This is a genomic window from Streptomyces beijiangensis (genome assembly GCF_017315755.1).
GTDB lineage: Bacteria > Actinomycetota > Actinomycetes > Streptomycetales > Streptomycetaceae > Streptomyces > Streptomyces beijiangensis.
In genome coordinates, this window is record NZ_JAFLRJ010000286.1 from 1 (window position 1) to 14,253 (window position 14,253).

Below are 14,253 nucleotides of genomic sequence, written 5' to 3' on the forward strand. Positions count from 1 at the left end.
GCTGTACGGGGGCGGGCTCGGGCAGCTCGGCCGGCAGGCCCTGGCGGTGGTGGTCGTCGCCGCGTACGCCTTCCTCGTCACGTACGGGATCGGCAAGGCCATCGACCGGCTGATCGGCTTCCGTGCCGACGAGGAGCACGAGCAGCAGGGTCTGGACCTGACCGTGCACGCCGAGAGCGCCTACGATCACGGCGTGCTGGGCCACGGGGCCCCGCTCTCCGGCACTCCCAAGACACCGAAGGTGCACGCATGAAGCTGGTCACGGCCGTCGTGAAGCCGCACAAGCTGGACGAGGTGAAGACCGCGCTCCAGGAGCTCGGCGTGCAGGGTCTCACCGTCACGGAGGCGAGCGGTTACGGCCGTCAGCGCGGGCACACCGAGGTGTACCGGGGCGCGGAGTACCGCGTCGACCTGGTCCCCAAGGTGCGTATCGAAGTGCTGGTCGGGGACGAGGACGCCGAGGCGGTGATCGACGCCGTGGTCCGTGCCGCGCACACCGGCAAGATCGGCGACGGCAAGGTCTGGGCCGTCGCCGTCGAGACCGTGGTGCGCGTCAGGACAGGCGAGCGCGGCCCCGACGCACTCTGACGACGGCCACCGCACCCGCGACGAAGACGCCGAACAGCAGCAGCGCGGCCAGCCACGGCAGCGCGAAGAACGACGCGCTCGCGGACTCCTTCAGGTCCTGGGCGCGGGCGGTCAGCGTCACATCGCCCCATTCCAGCTGGGGTGCGCCCGCCCACGGCTCGGTGAGTTTCACCTGCTGTCCTGGGAGCAGTTCGCCGGGGACCTTGCTGAGGTCGCGGGTGAGCAGGGTGCGGCCGAAGAGGCCCTCCGCCTTGAGCTGCACCTTCGGGTCGAGGGTGACGTTGCCGGTGTTGCGCAGGGTGTACGAGATGAGGGTGCGGCTCTTGCCCGTACCGGGAATCAGCGGCTGGCTGTGGGCGAGGCTGACGTGCTCGACGGCGAGCCCGGTCACGGTCGGCCCGGTCACCCGCAGATAGACGCGGGCCCCGACGGCCCACCGGACGCCGACCGCGACATCGCCCTTGGCCTTCTCGACGCGCTCGTCGAGGGCGACGAGCGCGCCCGGGTGGTCGCCTGGCATCGCGCCTTCGGGGACGGTGAGGGTGAAGGGCACGGTGACGGCGCCGTGCGGCGGGACGGTGATCCGGTCCAGGCCGGGGCGGACCCAGGCGCCGACGCCGGTCTGCTTCTCCTTGAGGGAGCGCACGGCGAATCCGCCGTCGCGCTCGGTGTTGTACGCATCGGCCCCGTAGAGCCGGAAGTTCAGCGGCTGTGCCGTCTTGTTGGTGACGGTGACCTTGTCGTTGATGGTCGTGCCGGGGTCTGCGGAGAGATAGAAGTACGGTCGGCCGCCGAGCTTGGAGACGGCCGGGTAGACGGACCAGCTGCCGTTGTCGGCGGCGTGGGCGGGCGCGTTCATCAGCACCGCGGAGAACGCGGCGGTGAGCAGAGTCAGCAGGAGTACGTACAGCTTGCGCACGGTGCGGAGTCCCCTGGGATAGGGGTGGGCCGAGTGGTGCGCCACGGCCCACCGAGCGGTCAGCTGAGGGTCAGGGTCAGCACGCCGGAGTAGGCGCCGGGTGCGGTGAACGCCGGGACGTTCAGCGAGACCTTGGCGCCGGCGGTGAACTCACCACCGGTGAGGGCCCCGTTGGGGGTCGAAGCGAGGGTCGCGCCCGCGCTGCCGACCGTGCCCGCCGAACCGGCGGCGCAGGTGCTGGGGCTGCCGGTCTTGGTGGCGCAGGCCGGGGTCCAGCCGAGTGCGTCGGCTCCGATCTTCGCGCCGCCGGGACCGGTGAAGTCGGTGACCTTGCCGGTCAGCGACCAGCCGGCAGGACCGCCGCGGAAGTCCTTGACGGTCACGGTCTGCAGATCACCGGTGGACGCGCCGCCCTGGCCGAAGTCGACGGCCGACATCGCGACGGTGTCTCCGGCCTGGGACATCGACAACGTCCCCGCCTTCACCGAGGAGTTGAGCTTCTGGGTGAGACTGCCGGGGGTCTCGCCGCCGCCACCGGTGACGGTGTAGGCAGCGGGTCCCGCACTCTTGGTCGGGTCCGCGCCCGTACCTTCGTACGCGACGATCCCGGTGGTGGCCGGGTCGTTGACCGTCAGCTGGGCCGTGAAGCCGCCGGTGGCCGACGACGTGGCGGTGGCGGTGTCGGCGGTGACGCCCGTACCGTTCCAGCCGATGACGGTGACGGCCGTGTTCGGGGTGAACTTGGCGCCCGTGACGGTCACCGGGTCACCTGCCTTGCCGGAGGCCGAACTCAGCGTGAGAGCACGGTCGTTGGTCTGGCCGCCACCGTCCGTCGCCGTGACCGTCTCGGAGACGGGGGCGGGCGCGTTGGTGACGGTGCAGGGGGTGTCCAGCTCCATGATGTAGCTGGTGTGGATGTTGTAGTCACCGGGCGAGAGCGTGATCGCGCCGGGCGCGGTCACCTTGAAGGTCCCGGTCATGGAGAACGCGGGGAACGCGCCCTTGGCGGGCACCGGGTCGTTCTTCTTGGGTCCTGCGACAGTGACGCTGCCGGTCTGCGCACCCGCCAGCGCGACCTTGCCGCTGGGCGTCATGATGTCGGCGGGGAGCGCGAGGTCGACGGGGTTGCTCGCGGCGGGCTTGACCACGGTGTACGTCACGGTGACCGTGTCGCCCACCTTGGGGGCCGCGTTGTCGACGGTGATCTGCGCGGTCGTGGTGCCGTCGATCGGCGGGATCCCGGCGATCGCGGGCGGGATGCAGTGCGTCGGGAAGTCGACGGCGGCGGAGGCTGCGGCGGCGCTGGCGCTCGCCGATCCGGCGAGCACCCCTCCCCCGCCGACCGCGAGTGCGGCCACTCCTAATGCGGCGGCCCAGCGGCGTCTTCGTATTCCTCTTGCCATGGCGTTGCCCCTCCTGGGGGACGTGGGCGCAGCGGCTCTTCTGCGCCAACAGGGGCCCCATTGACAAGCGGTGGCCGGAAGAAGTCAATGCAATCGAAATGCACCAACTGATGACCCATCAGATACTGTCAAGATCCTGATTTCCGCAGGTCAGAGCGGAGGAGGGCATTCAGCAGTCATCAAGCGGTCATTCAGCGGACGGCGACGCCGCACCGCCCTGCTTGCGCCCGGCGATCCAGGTCATCGCACCGACGCCCACGAACAGCACCACAAGCACCCCGATCGTCAGGTCCAGCCAGTCCACGGATTCGCCGTGCACCAGATGCGCCGCCTGCGGGATCCCCGTCCAGATCCCCACGGCGACGAGCAGCCCGCACGCCAGGTAGGTCGCGCCTCGGGCCGCCGTACGCCTCCCCGTCCCCTTCAGCAGGGTGGCGACAGACCCGGCGGCCACCGCGAACGGCCAGAAGGACTGGGCTTCCACACCGTTGCCGCGAGCCCATTCGACCATGTTGCCCACACTCAGAATTGCGCTCGCAACCAGAGCGACCCAGGCCCAGCGGCGCTCGATGCGCCGCTCGCGCGCCTTCCGCCCGACCGGCCCGAGCACCGCACCGCCGCCCATCAGCCGGCCGCGACCGAGGCGCGCAGGGTTCCGTCCGGGCCGGCCAGGAGGACCGGGGTTTCCGGGCCGCCCAGGTCCCGTACCGCCGCACGGTCCTGCTCGGAGGCCGCGCCCGCCTCGCTGACGACCGCGGCGGCCTCCAGGGACTGCGCCCCCGACGCCACCGCCATCGCGACCGCGGTCTGCAGCGCGGAGAGCTTCAGCGATTCCAGGGACACGGTCCCCGCGACATACGTACGTCCGGTCTCGTCGCGTACGGCAGCCCCCTCGGGCACACCGTTGCGCGCCCGCGCACTGCGCGCCAGCGTGATGATCTTGCGGTCTTCGGGGCCGAGGCCGTCGGATGCCGTGTTCTCGCTCATGGGGCGAGCATAAGGACTAGCCGGGGACCGGGTACATCGACCCCCGGCGCCCCTCCGGCGAATCCAGCCACTGGAGCTTGGCCTCCGTGCCGGTGTCGGGCAGCGGGGTGTGCAGCACGATGGAGAGATCGGGCCGGGCAGGGACCCTGAGGTTGGTGGACTCGACGAACAGCGTGCCGACCACCGGGTGCTCCAGCTCCTTGCGCACCTGGCCGCTGGGGGCGATGTCGCGGCGCGCCCACAACTCCGTGAATTCCGGGCTCCGTTCCTGCGCCTCCTCGACCACCGCACGGAACCCGTCGTCGTCGGGGTGCTCCGAGCAGGCGGCACGGTACTGGGCCACCACGTGGTGCGCGATGGCCTCCCAGCCCTGGGCGCGGGAGCGGTAGATGGGGTCCGTGAAGAAGGCGATCAGGCAGTTCTGGACGATCTCGGGGCGCATCGCGAGGACCATCGCCGCCGCATCGTTGTACCGCACCGTGTTCCAGTAACGGTCCATGATGTGGGCGGGGAACGGCATCCAGGCGTTGATCAGCCTCTGCAGCCCCTCGCACATGTCCTGGCTGGCGGGATCGACCTCGGCGGGCGGCGGGTTCAGCCCGGCCAGTACGTACAGATGCCGCCGCTCGGCGCTGCTCAGCTTCAGCACGCGCCCCACCGAGTCCAGGACCTGGGGCGAGACGGTGATGTCGCGGCCCTGCTCCAGCCACTGGTACCAGGAGACCCCGACGCCGGCGAGGACGGCGACCTCTTCGCGCCGCAGCCCCGGCGTACGGCGCCTGGCCCCGCCGTCGGGGAGGCCCGCCTCGACCGGGGTGACCCTGGCGCGGCGGCTCATCAGGAACTCGCGCAGCTCACTGAGCCGGTGCGCCTTGGTGTCCTGTGCGGTGTTCCGTACCGGGCTGGCCACGTCGACTCCCCCTGCTGATGCTGGCTGGTGGTACGAACACCAGCATAAGTTGCCGCTCCCCACCCCTGCCGGTGAAGCCCGAGGGTTGAGCACATGGCGATCGACACCGCACCCACAGCGCACACCCCGGCCCCCGCGCCGGCTGCCCCCGAACGGCTCTCCCCCCGGGCCAGACTCGTCCTCTTCGTCCTGTGCGCCGCCCAGTTCATGGTCGCGCTCGACTTCTCCGTACTGAACGTGGCACTGCCCGTCCTGGGCAAGGACCTCGGCATGAGCCAGGCCGGTCTGCAGTGGGCGGTCACCGCCTTCGCGCTCCCCTCCGGCGGATTCCTGCTGCTCTTCGGCCGCATCGCCGACCTCTTCGGCCGCCGCAAGCTCTTCCTGACCGGCCTCGCGGTCTTCGGTACGGCCTCCCTGATCGCCACGTTCGCCTGGAACCCCGAGGTCTTCCTCGCCGGGCGCGCACTCCAGGGCCTGGGCGCGGCGGTGATCGTACCGACGGGAATGTCGCTGCTGACCACCACCTTCCCCGAAGGCCCGCTGCGCGACCGGGCGCTGGGCATCAGCGGCACGCTGCTCTCGCTGGGCTTCACCGTCGGCATGGTCCTCGGTGGCGTACTGACCGACACGCTCGGCTGGCGCTCGACGATGGGGCTGCTCGGTGTGGCCTCGGCGGTCGTGCTCGTCCTCGCCCCCGGCCTGCTCACCGAATCACGCCACCCGGTCCGCCCCCGGCTGGACATCCCCGGCGCGGTGACCGTCACCGGCGGACTGCTCGCCCTGATCTACTCCCTCTCGACGGCCGCCCAGAACGGCTTCGGCAACACCGACGTCCTGGTGACCCTGATCGCCGGAATCGCCCTGCTCGCCGCCTTCGTGGCCGTCGAGTCGAAGGCCGCAGCCCCGCTGGTCTCGCTCCCGATGCTGAGGCGCCGCACCGTGGCCTGGGGCAACATCGGTGGTCTGGTGACCTTCTCGATGATGTCGACGGTCGTCTTCGTCCTCACCCTCTACCTGCAGGAAGTCCTGAAGCTCTCGTCCTTCGAGACCGGTCTCGTCTTCGGGGTGCAGGGAGTGCTGTCGGTGGTCGCAGGAATGTACGCACCCAAGGCCATCGGCCGCTTCGGCGCCCGCCGCGTGCTGGTCGGCTCGCTGCTCGGCCAGGGCGTGCTCACCTCGGCCCTGCTGGGCGTCGGCGCGGGGTCCGGCGCGCTGCTCGCCACGGCCGCCGTGTCGCTGGCCAGCATGTGCCACCTCGGAGCGATCATCTCGTACGGACTGACTGTCACCTCCGGCGTCCCCGACGAGGAGCAGGGCCTGGCGACCGGACTGGTCACCACCACCCAGCAGGTCGGCATCACCATCGGCATCCCGCTGCTCGGTGTCCTCGCCACCACACAGGGCGATCTCTTCACCGGGGTGCGGACCGTACTGGGCATCGACGCGGCGATCCTGCTCGGCGCCGGGGTCCTGGTGGCCGTGGGCCTCGGCCGCGGGAAGACGCAGTGATTCAGGGCCGGTCGAGCCGCAGGCGCTCCGCCTTCGGCAGACCGGCCACCACCAGGTCGTACGAATCCTCGATGAGCTCCCGGACCATGCGGTCCGGGAGCTCTCCCACGGTCACGGTGTTCCAGTGGCGCTTGTTCATGTGCCAGCCGGGGACGATCGCCGGGTGCTCCTCGCGGAGGCGGATCGCGATCTCCGGCTCGCACTTGAGGTTGACCGTGAGCGGGTCGCCGTCGAGGTGGGAGAGCGCGAAGAGCTTGCCCAGGACCTTGAAGACGGAGGTCTCGGGCCCGAAGGGGAACTCCTCGACGCTTGCGTTGAATTCCAGGCAGAACGCCCTGAGTTCCTTCGGTGTCACGCTGCTCAGTCCCCCTCGACCGGCTCTGCCAGTACGGTGACGATCTTGTTCCTGCGTCCGGCCGGGGACTCCGCGGTGAGCCGCAGACTCCGCCCGTCCGGGAGGTCGACGACCGCCGTGGCGCCCGCGATCGGAACCCTGCCGAGTGCCTTCGCGAGGAGACCGCCGACCGTCTCCACGTCCTCGTCGTCGTACTCGTGGATGCCGTACAGCTCGCCGAGGTCGTCGATGTCCAGACGCGCGGTGACCCGGAAGCGGTTCTCGCCGAGCTCCTCGACCTGCGGCAGCTCGCGGTCGTACTCGTCGGTGATCTCGCCGACGATCTCCTCGAGGATGTCCTCGATGGTGACGATGCCGGCCGTGCCGCCGTACTCGTCGATGACGACGGCGACGTGGTTGCGCTCCAGCTGCATCTCGCGCAGCAGGTCGTCCGCGTTCTTGGTGTCGGGCACGAAGGTCGCGGGCCGCATCGCGGTGGAGACGAGGTCGGCCTCGGCCTCACGGTTGATGTGGGTCTTGCGGGCCAGGTCCTTCAGATAGACGATCCCGACGATGTCGTCCTCGTTCTCGCCGGTCACCGGTATGCGCGAGAAGCCCGAGCGCAGGGCGAGGGTCAGCGCCTGGCGGACGGTCTTGTGGCGTTCGATGCAGACCAGGTCGGTGCGCGGGACCATCACTTCGCGCACCAGGGTGTCGCCGAGCTCGAAGACGGAGTGCACCATACGGCGCTCGTCGTCCTCGATCAGCGACTCCGCCTCGGCCAGGTCCACCATGGCGCGCAGCTCCGCCTCGGAGGCGAAAGGACCCTTGCGGAAGCCCTTTCCGGGCGTGAGTGCGTTGCCGATGAGGATCAGCAGCTGCGGGATCGGGCCCATGATCCGGGCGAGCGGAAGCAGCACATAGGCGGCCGCCGTCGCGGTGTTGAGCGGGTGCTGGCGGCCGATGGTGCGCGGCGAGACGCCCACGGCGACGTAACTCACCAGGACCATCACGCCGATCGCGAGCGTCAGCGCCTGCCAGGTGACGGTGAATTCACGCAGGCACACGTACGTGACGAGAACACCCGCCGCCATCTCGCAGGCGACCCGCACCAGCAGTGCCACATTGAGGTAGCGGGTCGGGTCGTCGGCGATCTGGGCGAGCTTCGCGCTGCCGCGCCGCCCGGACCGGACGGACTCGGCGGCACGGAAGCTGGAGGTGCGGGCGATGCCCGCCTCCGCGCAGGCCGCCAGCCAGGCGACGACGACCAGCGCGATCGCACCGACGATCAGCTGCGCGGTCATGAGACGGTCGGAGCGGGGGAAGGCCCGGTCATGCCCTTCTCAGCCCGCCAGCCGTCGACGATCGCCGCCTGGAGGCCGAACATCTCGGCCTTCTCGTCCGGCTCCTCATGGTCGTACCCGAGGAGGTGCAGCAGCCCGTGGACGGTGAGCAGCTGGAGCTCCTCGTCCATGGTGTGCTCCGTCGGGGCGTCCTTGCCCTGCTGCTCGGCGACCTCGGGGCAGAGCACGATGTCACCGAGGAGCCCCTGCGGGGGCTCCTCGTCGTCCTTGACCGGCGGACGCAGTTCGTCCATCGGGAAGGACATGACATCGGTCGGACCCGGGAGGTCCATCCACTGGATGTGCAGCTGCTCCATGGCGTCGGCGTCCACGACGATCACCGAGAGCTCGGAGAGCGGGTGGATGCGCATCCGCGCGAGGGCGTAGCGGGAGATGTCGAGAATCGCCTGCTCGTCGACCTCTGCTCCGGACTCGTTGTTGACGTCGATCGACATGGTGCGTGTTCGCTACTTCCCGGTTTGGTCGTCGTACTTCTCGTACGCGTCGACGATACGGCCGACGAGCTTGTGCCGGACGACATCCTCGCTCGTGAGCCGCGAGAAGTGCACGTCGTCGATGCCCTGGAGGATCTTCTGCACCTCGCGCAGCCCGCTCTTCGTACCGCCGGGAAGGTCGACCTGGGTGACGTCGCCGGTGACGACGATCTTCGAGTCGAAGCCGAGCCTGGTCAGGAACATCTTCATCTGCTCGGCGCTGGTGTTCTGCGCCTCGTCGAGGATGATGAACGCGCTGTTGAGCGTGCGACCGCGCATATAGGCCAGCGGCGCGACCTCGATCGTCCCGGCCGCCATCAGCCGCGGGATCGTGTCCGGGTCGAGCATGTCGTGCAGGGCGTCGTAGAGCGGCCGCAGATACGGGTCGATCTTGTCGGACAGCGTGCCGGGCAGGAAGCCGAGCCTCTCGCCCGCCTCGACGGCGGGGCGGGTCAGGATGATCCGGTCGACCTGCTTGGCCTGCAGCGCCTGGACCGCCTTGGCCATGGCGAGATACGTCTTGCCGGTGCCGGCGGGGCCGATCCCGAACACGATCGTGTTCTCGTCGATCGCGTCGACGTACCGCTTCTGGTTGAGGGTCTTGGGGCGGATGGTACGGCCGCGAGAGGAGAGGATGTTCTGGGTGAGCACCTCTGCCGGGGTCTCGCTCGGTCCGTTGCCGTTCGCGGCCGCCTTGAGCATGGCGATCGACCGTTCCACTGAGTCCTCCGTCATCGGCGCGCCGGTGCGGAGCACCAGCATCATCTCGTCGAACAGTCGCTGGATGACGGCGATGTCCGCCGGGGCCCCCGTGGCGCTGATCCGATTTCCCCGGACATGGATGTCGGCCGCCGGGAAGGCCTTCTCGATCACGCGCAGCAGCGAGTCGCCGGATCCCAGGAGCATCACCATCGGGTGCGCGGCCGGGACAGAGAACTGGGCGCTTGCCTGCGGCTGTGTGGGTGTCTGAGTCATGGGCCGGCCTCTCGGGCCTGCACATACCTCCCATTACAGGGTTCTCGCTGCTCGACAACCTCTGGAATACCCAGCCTACGACTCACCACTGACAACACCGAGAGGTTTTACGAGGCGCGGAAGCCAATTGTCGGAACCGCCCGGCGCAATGGCCACGGTCTGGACGCCGTGGGCAGCAGCTCCTCCAGGAAGGCGTAGCGCCGCAGTGCCGCCGGGTCCTGGGCGTGGTCCTCGAGCATCGTCACGTGCTGCCACCAGGCGGCCACCTCGACCCAGCCGGGCGCGGAGAGCGAGCCGCCGAATTCCTGGACGGAGAGTGCGGCGGTCAGCCCGGCGAAGGCGAGGCGGTCGGCGAGCGGCCAGCCCGCGAGGGTCCCGGTGACGAAGCCCGCGACGAAGACGTCGCCCGCACCGGTGGGGTCCAGTGCCTCGACGGCGATGGCGGGGACCTCGGCGGTCTCCCCGGTCGAGCCGTCCACGGCGTACGCACCGTCCGCGCCCAGCGTCACGACCGCGACCGGGACCTTCTCGGCCAGGGCGTGGGCCGCGGCGCGCGGGCAGTCGGTGCGGGTGTAGCGCATCGCCTCCTCGGCGTTGGGGAGGAACGCCTCGCAGTGGCCGAGGTCTTCGAGCGCTGCCAGCTCCCAGCGGCCCGTCTCGTCCCAGCCGACGTCGGCGAAGACCCGGGTCCCGTGCCCGGCCGCGTGCCCGACCCACTCCTCGCGCCTGCCGGGGCCCAGGGACGCGACCGCGGCGCGGGCGAGCGGCGGGCAGCTGGGGACCGAGCCTTCGGGCGGCGGGGCCTCGTGACCGTGCGACACCATGGTGCGCTCGCCCTCGTACGCCATGGAGACCGTGACCGGGGAGTGCCAGCCGGGGACGGTGCGGGAGCGGCTCAGGTCGATGTGCTCGCCCTGCTCCAGGGCGTCCCAGCAGTACTCGCCGTAGTGGTCGTCGCCGAAGGCGGCGGCGAGGGAGGTGCGCAGCCCGAGCCGGGCCAGCGCGGTCGCCATGTTGGCGACCCCGCCGGGGCTCGATCCCATGCCGCGCGCCCAGGACTCGGTGCCGCGGACGGGAGCCGAGTCGAGCCCGGTGAAGATGATGTCGAGGAAGATGGTGCCGGTGAGGTAGACGTCGCAGGCCGGGTCGTCGGGGCGGCGCGATTTCTTCAGCGGGTCGACGAGGGGGTCGGCAGCTACGTCCACCGCATGCTCCAACGGGTCGGGTACGGGCCAGTGGCGCCAGTCTGCACCACCGGCCCCGGCGGGCGCCGGACCTCCGGTCAGGCACCCGCTGTCAGACCCCGGCGATCCGCGACGCCGCGCCGGGGGCCGGCTTGCGGACCGGCTGTGCGGGGGCGGCCGCCGGTTTCGTACGGACCTTGTCGTTGCGCCCGCCGCCGCGCACCAGGAGCACGCTGAGCGCGGCGAGGAACCCGATCACGGGGAGAGGAAGACGGAGAGGCGGACACGAGCGGCTCCGGTCGTGGGCAGGGTGCGGGGCCGGGGCTGAAGTGGGGGAAAGCCCGGCCCCGCAGGGGGAGTTGGGGATCTACCAGCGGGGCAGAGCGGGGGTCTCCCAGTCCTCGTGGCCCTTCGCCTTGCGCATGGCTGCCGCGTCGTCGCGGTCGCGCATCGTGCCGTCGTCGTCCAGCCACCGCTGGTGCAGGCGCGCGAGGGTCTCGCGGTTGAGCTCGACGCCGAGGCCGGGGGCGTCGGAGACGGTGAGGCGGCCGTCGGTGAAGACATGGCGGGCCGTGATGACGTCGTCTGTCTGCCACGGGTAGTGGCTGTCGCAGGCGTAGTCGAGGTTGGGGACGGTCGCCGCGACATGGGTCATGGCGGCGAGGCTGATGCCCATGTGGGTGTTGGAGTGCATGGAGAGGCCGACGCCGAAGGTGCGGCAGATCGCGGCCAGTTCGCGGGTCGCGCGCAGTCCGCCCCAGTAGTGGTGGTCGGAGAGGACGACCTGGACGGCGTCCTTGAGGAACGCCTCACGGATCTCCGGGAGCGTCGTGACGCACATGTTGGTGGCGAGGGGCACGTCCGTGCCGGCCGACACCTCGGCCATGTTGGGGGTCCCGGGGGTGGGGTCCTCCAGGTATTCGAGTACGCCACCCAGCTCTTCGGCGACCTTCAGCGAGGTCTCCGGGGTCCAGCCGCCGTTCGGGTCGAGACGGAGGGGGTGGCCCGGGAACGCCTCGGCGAGGGCCTTGATCGCGGCGATCTCCTCGGCGGGCGGGAAGACGCCGCCCTTGAGCTTGAAGGAGGTGAAGCCGTAGTCGTCCACGAAGCGGCGGGCCTGCTCGACGACGCCCGCGGGGTCGATCGCCTCGCCCCAGGTGTCGGACTCGCCCGCGCCGCCGGGGTGCTCCGCCCAGCGGTAGAAGAGGTACGCGCTGTACTCGACGGTGTCGCGGATCTTGCCGCCGAGCAGCTCGTGCACGGGCACGCCGTACACCTTGCCGAGCGCGTCCAGGCAGGCCACCTCGAAGCCCGAGATGATGGAGAGCCGCAGCTTGTCGGCGGTCTGGACGCCGCGCAGGCCGCCGACGTCGACCGCGTTGTCGACGCGGGCCTCGTCCACGCCGACCTGCGCGGCGAGGATGGCGAGACCGTTGAGGTCGGCGATCGAGTGGCCGGCGAGGAGGTCCGCGAACGGGCGGGCGAGCTCCAGGTACTTGGTGTCCCCGTAGGTCTCGCCGACACCGGTGACGCCGTCGGCCGTGACGACCTCGATGACCAGGCGCGGGGTGTACGGCTGGTGCACGCCCTGGACGTTGAGCAGCGGCGGGTCGGAGATCAGGACGGGGGTGAGACGGACCTCGGTGATGGTCAGGTCGGCGGCGGCCCTGTCCGCGGTGTTCTTCTCTGCGGTGGTCATACGGCGGCTCCTACGAGGTCGAGTCCGGTGGCGAGCAGCTTCTCAAGTACGGCGAGGTCGTCGGCGCCCGGATCGGTCAGCGGTGCGCGGACCCGCCCGACCCGCTCGCCGCGCAGCCGGGCGGCGGCCTTGACGAGCGAGACCGCGTAACCGGGCACCCGGTCGCGGAGCTCGACGAGGGGGACGTAGAAGCCGCGGAGCAGCTCGTCCACGCGGGCGTTGTCGCCGTCGCGCAACGCGGTGAAGAAGGCGCCGGCGATCTCGGGGGCGAAGGCGTGGACGGCGGAGGAGTACGCGGGGATGCCGATGGTGGCGTACGCGCGGGCCTGGATCTCGGCGGTGGAAGCCCCGTTGAAGAAAAGAAAACCCTCGGGTGCGGCGAGGGTCAGGCGCTGCAGCCTGTCGAGGTCGCTGTGCCCGTCCTTGAGGCCGATCACGCCGTCGATGGCGGCGATCCTGCGCAGGCTGTCGGCCGTGAAGGAGACCTGTCCGCGCTGGTACGCGATGAGCGGCAGCCGGGTGCGGGCGGCGATCTGCTCCAGCTGCGCGACGAGGCCGTCCTGCGGGGCGGCGACGAGGTAGTGCGGCAGGACGAGGGCGGCGTCGGCGCCCGCCTCCTCGGCGATACGGGCGAACCGGGAGGCCTGCGCCCAGCCGTACCCGATACCGGCGACGACGGGGACCCGCCCGCCGGCCACCTCGACGGTGGCGGTGACGACCGCGCGGTACTCCTCCTCGTCGAGCGAGAAGAACTCGCCGGTGCCGCAGGCGGGGAAGACCGCGCCGGGACATGCCGCGAGCTGCCGCTCCAGGTACGCCCGGTAGCTGTCGAGATCGAGCTCGCCGCCCGCGCCGAAGCTGGTCAGCGGGAAGGACAGGACGCCGAGCCCCATCCCTTCCCGCAGCCGCTCCACCGTCTCTGTCTCCGTATGTAGATGCTGTCTACGCATGAAGATGGAGACTAGATACGTGGACGAGGAGCGTCAAGGGGCACGCACCGCCTTACGTACGATCGGGCCATGCCAGAGACCGGAGGCGTACGCGAGGTGAAGTCGGCGGGCCGCACCGTCGAGCTGCTCGAAGTGCTGGCCGCACGCGGCGACCGCCCCGCGAGGCTGCGCGAACTCGCCGAGGAGCTGGGCGTGCCGCGCAGCTCCATGTACGCCCTGCTGCAGACCCTGATCGACCGCGGCTGGGTCCGCACGGACGCGACCGGATCGCTGTACGGCATCGGCATCCGCGCCCTCCTCACCGGCACCAGCTATCTGGACACCGACCCCCGGGTGCGGGCCGCGCGGCCCCATCTCGACGAGGCGTCGACGGCGCTGGGAGAGACGGTCCACCTGGGCCGGATCGACCGGGACGACGTGGTGTACCTGGCGACGCGCGAGTCGCACGAGTACGTACGGACGATCAGCCGCGTCGGGCGGCGGCTGCCGGCCCATGTGGGCGCCCTGGGCAAGGCGCTGCTGGCCGAGCGGGAGGCGGGCGCGCTGCCGCGGGGGGAGCTGGAACGGTTCACGCCGAACACGCTGACCGACCGGGATGCGCTCGCGGCGGATCTGGCGCAGGTGCGGGAGCGGGGCTACTCGATCGACCGCGAGGAGGGCGTGACGGGGATCGTCGGCTTCGGCTTCGCGCTGCGGTACGAGGCTCCGGCGGTGGACGCGATCAGCTGCTCGGTGCCGGTGGCGCGGCTGACGGAGGCGCACGAGAAGGAGATCGTGGCGGTGATGCGGGAGGCGCGGGCGCGGATCGAGGCGGCGGCGGCGCCGCTGCCGGGGTCCCCGGACTGGCGCTGACCCCCGCCTCGGGGGCTCGCAAATCAAGCCCGTCCGGCGATTGAGGACATGCGGCCGAAGGTCGCATACAGGGGGTCCGGGGAACCCCCCGGTTTCGGGAAGGGGC

At 70.7% G+C, this 14,253-nt stretch carries 16 protein-coding genes and 1 pseudogene; 4 read left to right on the top strand and 13 right to left on the bottom strand.

Going from position 1 to position 14,253, the window contains the following annotated elements; translation table 11 throughout:
- Together J0695_RS27205 and J0695_RS27210 are read left to right on the top strand one after the other, a co-directional pair.
- A pseudogene (locus J0695_RS27205) lies at positions 1 to 253 on the top strand (ammonium transporter); the annotation flags it as partial.
- Positions 250 to 588, top strand: coding sequence for a P-II family nitrogen regulator (locus J0695_RS27210; protein ID WP_206966277.1), 339 nt, complete (start codon positions 250 to 252; stop codon positions 586 to 588). The pseudogene J0695_RS27205 and the gene J0695_RS27210, both read left to right, overlap by 4 nt.
- Here the strand turns inward: J0695_RS27210 and J0695_RS27215 are convergent.
- The 5 genes from J0695_RS27215 to J0695_RS27235 form a co-directional block, all read right to left on the bottom strand.
- Complete coding sequence (locus tag J0695_RS27215) at positions 554 to 1,507, bottom strand: WxL protein peptidoglycan domain-containing protein (RefSeq protein WP_206966279.1); 954 nt, start codon at positions 1,505 to 1,507, stop codon at positions 554 to 556. The two genes, J0695_RS27210 and J0695_RS27215, sit on opposite strands and share 35 nt — an antisense overlap.
- A gap of 59 nt (positions 1,508 to 1,566) precedes the next feature.
- Entirely contained in the window at positions 1,567 to 2,910 is a 1,344-nt protein-coding gene (locus J0695_RS27220; RefSeq protein ID WP_206966282.1) for a WxL domain-containing protein, read from the bottom strand.
- Positions 2,911 to 3,097: 187 nt separating this feature from the next.
- Entirely contained in the window at positions 3,098 to 3,535 is a 438-nt protein-coding gene (locus tag J0695_RS27225; RefSeq protein ID WP_206966284.1) for a hypothetical protein, read from the bottom strand.
- A complete protein-coding gene (locus tag J0695_RS27230; RefSeq protein ID WP_206966287.1) occupies positions 3,535 to 3,897 on the bottom strand; it encodes a cytidine deaminase-like protein in 363 nt (120 codons plus the stop codon). The genes J0695_RS27225 and J0695_RS27230 overlap by 1 nt, the downstream gene beginning before the upstream one ends.
- 16 nt (positions 3,898 to 3,913) lie before the next feature.
- Positions 3,914 to 4,735, bottom strand: a complete 822-nt coding sequence (locus J0695_RS27235; protein WP_206966304.1) for a helix-turn-helix transcriptional regulator — start codon at positions 4,733 to 4,735, stop codon at positions 3,914 to 3,916.
- A 165-nt stretch (positions 4,736 to 4,900) separates the two neighbouring features.
- On the opposite strand from J0695_RS27235, the gene J0695_RS27240 reads away from it, so the two are divergent.
- Complete coding sequence (locus J0695_RS27240) at positions 4,901 to 6,316, top strand: MFS transporter (protein WP_206966289.1); 1,416 nt, start codon at positions 4,901 to 4,903, stop codon at positions 6,314 to 6,316.
- A 1-nt stretch (position 6,317) separates the two neighbouring features.
- On the opposite strand, the gene J0695_RS27245 is transcribed toward J0695_RS27240, so the two are convergent.
- The 8 genes from J0695_RS27245 to J0695_RS27280 all read right to left on the bottom strand — a co-directional run bounded on the left by J0695_RS27245 (position 6,318) and on the right by J0695_RS27280 (position 13,295).
- Complete coding sequence (locus J0695_RS27245; RefSeq protein ID WP_206966290.1) at positions 6,318 to 6,671, bottom strand: MmcQ/YjbR family DNA-binding protein; 354 nt, start codon at positions 6,669 to 6,671, stop codon at positions 6,318 to 6,320.
- 5 nt (positions 6,672 to 6,676) lie between these two features.
- Positions 6,677 to 7,954 carry a hemolysin family protein gene (locus tag J0695_RS27250; RefSeq protein ID WP_206966292.1) on the bottom strand — a complete coding sequence of 426 codons (1,278 nt, stop codon included), beginning with the start codon at positions 7,952 to 7,954 and terminating at the stop codon, positions 6,677 to 6,679.
- Positions 7,951 to 8,448, bottom strand: a complete 498-nt coding sequence (ybeY, locus tag J0695_RS27255) for an rRNA maturation RNase YbeY (protein WP_206966294.1) — start codon at positions 8,446 to 8,448, stop codon at positions 7,951 to 7,953. The genes J0695_RS27250 and ybeY overlap by 4 nt, the downstream gene beginning before the upstream one ends.
- A gap of 12 nt (positions 8,449 to 8,460) precedes the next feature.
- Positions 8,461 to 9,462 (bottom strand): PhoH family protein, encoded by a 1,002-nt coding sequence (locus tag J0695_RS27260; RefSeq protein ID WP_206966296.1) that lies wholly within the window; start codon positions 9,460 to 9,462, stop codon positions 8,461 to 8,463.
- Positions 9,463 to 9,569: 107 nt separating this feature from the next.
- On the bottom strand, positions 9,570 to 10,667 hold the full coding sequence (locus J0695_RS27265; RefSeq protein WP_206966298.1) for a carbohydrate kinase family protein: 1,098 nt from the start codon (positions 10,665 to 10,667) through the stop codon (positions 9,570 to 9,572).
- Between the two features lie 91 nt (positions 10,668 to 10,758).
- Positions 10,759 to 10,905: a hypothetical protein gene (locus J0695_RS27270; protein WP_242553249.1), complete on the bottom strand. Its 147-nt coding sequence runs from the start codon at positions 10,903 to 10,905 to the stop codon at positions 10,759 to 10,761.
- 108 nt (positions 10,906 to 11,013) lie between these two features.
- Positions 11,014 to 12,345, bottom strand: coding sequence for a glucarate dehydratase family protein (locus J0695_RS27275; protein ID WP_206966300.1), 1,332 nt, complete (start codon positions 12,343 to 12,345; stop codon positions 11,014 to 11,016).
- A complete protein-coding gene (locus tag J0695_RS27280) occupies positions 12,342 to 13,295 on the bottom strand; it encodes a 5-dehydro-4-deoxyglucarate dehydratase (protein ID WP_206966302.1) in 954 nt (317 codons plus the stop codon). The genes J0695_RS27275 and J0695_RS27280 overlap by 4 nt, the downstream gene beginning before the upstream one ends.
- A gap of 69 nt (positions 13,296 to 13,364) precedes the next feature.
- Between J0695_RS27280 and J0695_RS27285 the strand changes: the two genes are divergently transcribed.
- Positions 13,365 to 14,147 carry an IclR family transcriptional regulator gene (locus J0695_RS27285; RefSeq protein WP_206966303.1) on the top strand — a complete coding sequence of 261 codons (783 nt, stop codon included), beginning with the start codon at positions 13,365 to 13,367 and terminating at the stop codon, positions 14,145 to 14,147.
- Positions 14,148 to 14,253: the final 106 nt, after the last annotated feature.

Bases quoted from the DNA above. Each gene is read 5' to 3' on its own strand.
- J0695_RS27210 (WP_206966277.1), top strand. From the start codon at position 250: ATGAAGCTGGTCACGGCCGTCGTGAAGCCGCACAAGCTGGACGAGGTG.
- J0695_RS27220 (WP_206966282.1), bottom strand. From the start codon at position 2,910: ATGGCAAGAGGAATACGAAGACGCCGCTGGGCCGCCGCATTAGGAGTG.
- J0695_RS27225 (WP_206966284.1), bottom strand. From the start codon at position 3,535: ATGGGCGGCGGTGCGGTGCTCGGGCCGGTCGGGCGGAAGGCGCGCGAG.
- J0695_RS27230 (WP_206966287.1), bottom strand. From the start codon at position 3,897: ATGAGCGAGAACACGGCATCCGACGGCCTCGGCCCCGAAGACCGCAAG.
- J0695_RS27235 (WP_206966304.1), bottom strand. From the start codon at position 4,735: ATGAGCCGCCGCGCCAGGGTCACCCCGGTCGAGGCGGGCCTCCCCGAC.
- J0695_RS27240 (WP_206966289.1), top strand. From the start codon at position 4,901: ATGGCGATCGACACCGCACCCACAGCGCACACCCCGGCCCCCGCGCCG.
- J0695_RS27250 (WP_206966292.1), bottom strand. From the start codon at position 7,954: ATGACCGCGCAGCTGATCGTCGGTGCGATCGCGCTGGTCGTCGTCGCC.
- ybeY (WP_206966294.1), bottom strand. From the start codon at position 8,448: ATGTCGATCGACGTCAACAACGAGTCCGGAGCAGAGGTCGACGAGCAG.
- J0695_RS27260 (WP_206966296.1), bottom strand. From the start codon at position 9,462: ATGACTCAGACACCCACACAGCCGCAGGCAAGCGCCCAGTTCTCTGTC.
- J0695_RS27275 (WP_206966300.1), bottom strand. From the start codon at position 12,345: ATGACCACCGCAGAGAAGAACACCGCGGACAGGGCCGCCGCCGACCTG.
- J0695_RS27280 (WP_206966302.1), bottom strand. From the start codon at position 13,295: ATGCGTAGACAGCATCTACATACGGAGACAGAGACGGTGGAGCGGCTG.
- J0695_RS27285 (WP_206966303.1), top strand. From the start codon at position 13,365: ATGCCAGAGACCGGAGGCGTACGCGAGGTGAAGTCGGCGGGCCGCACC.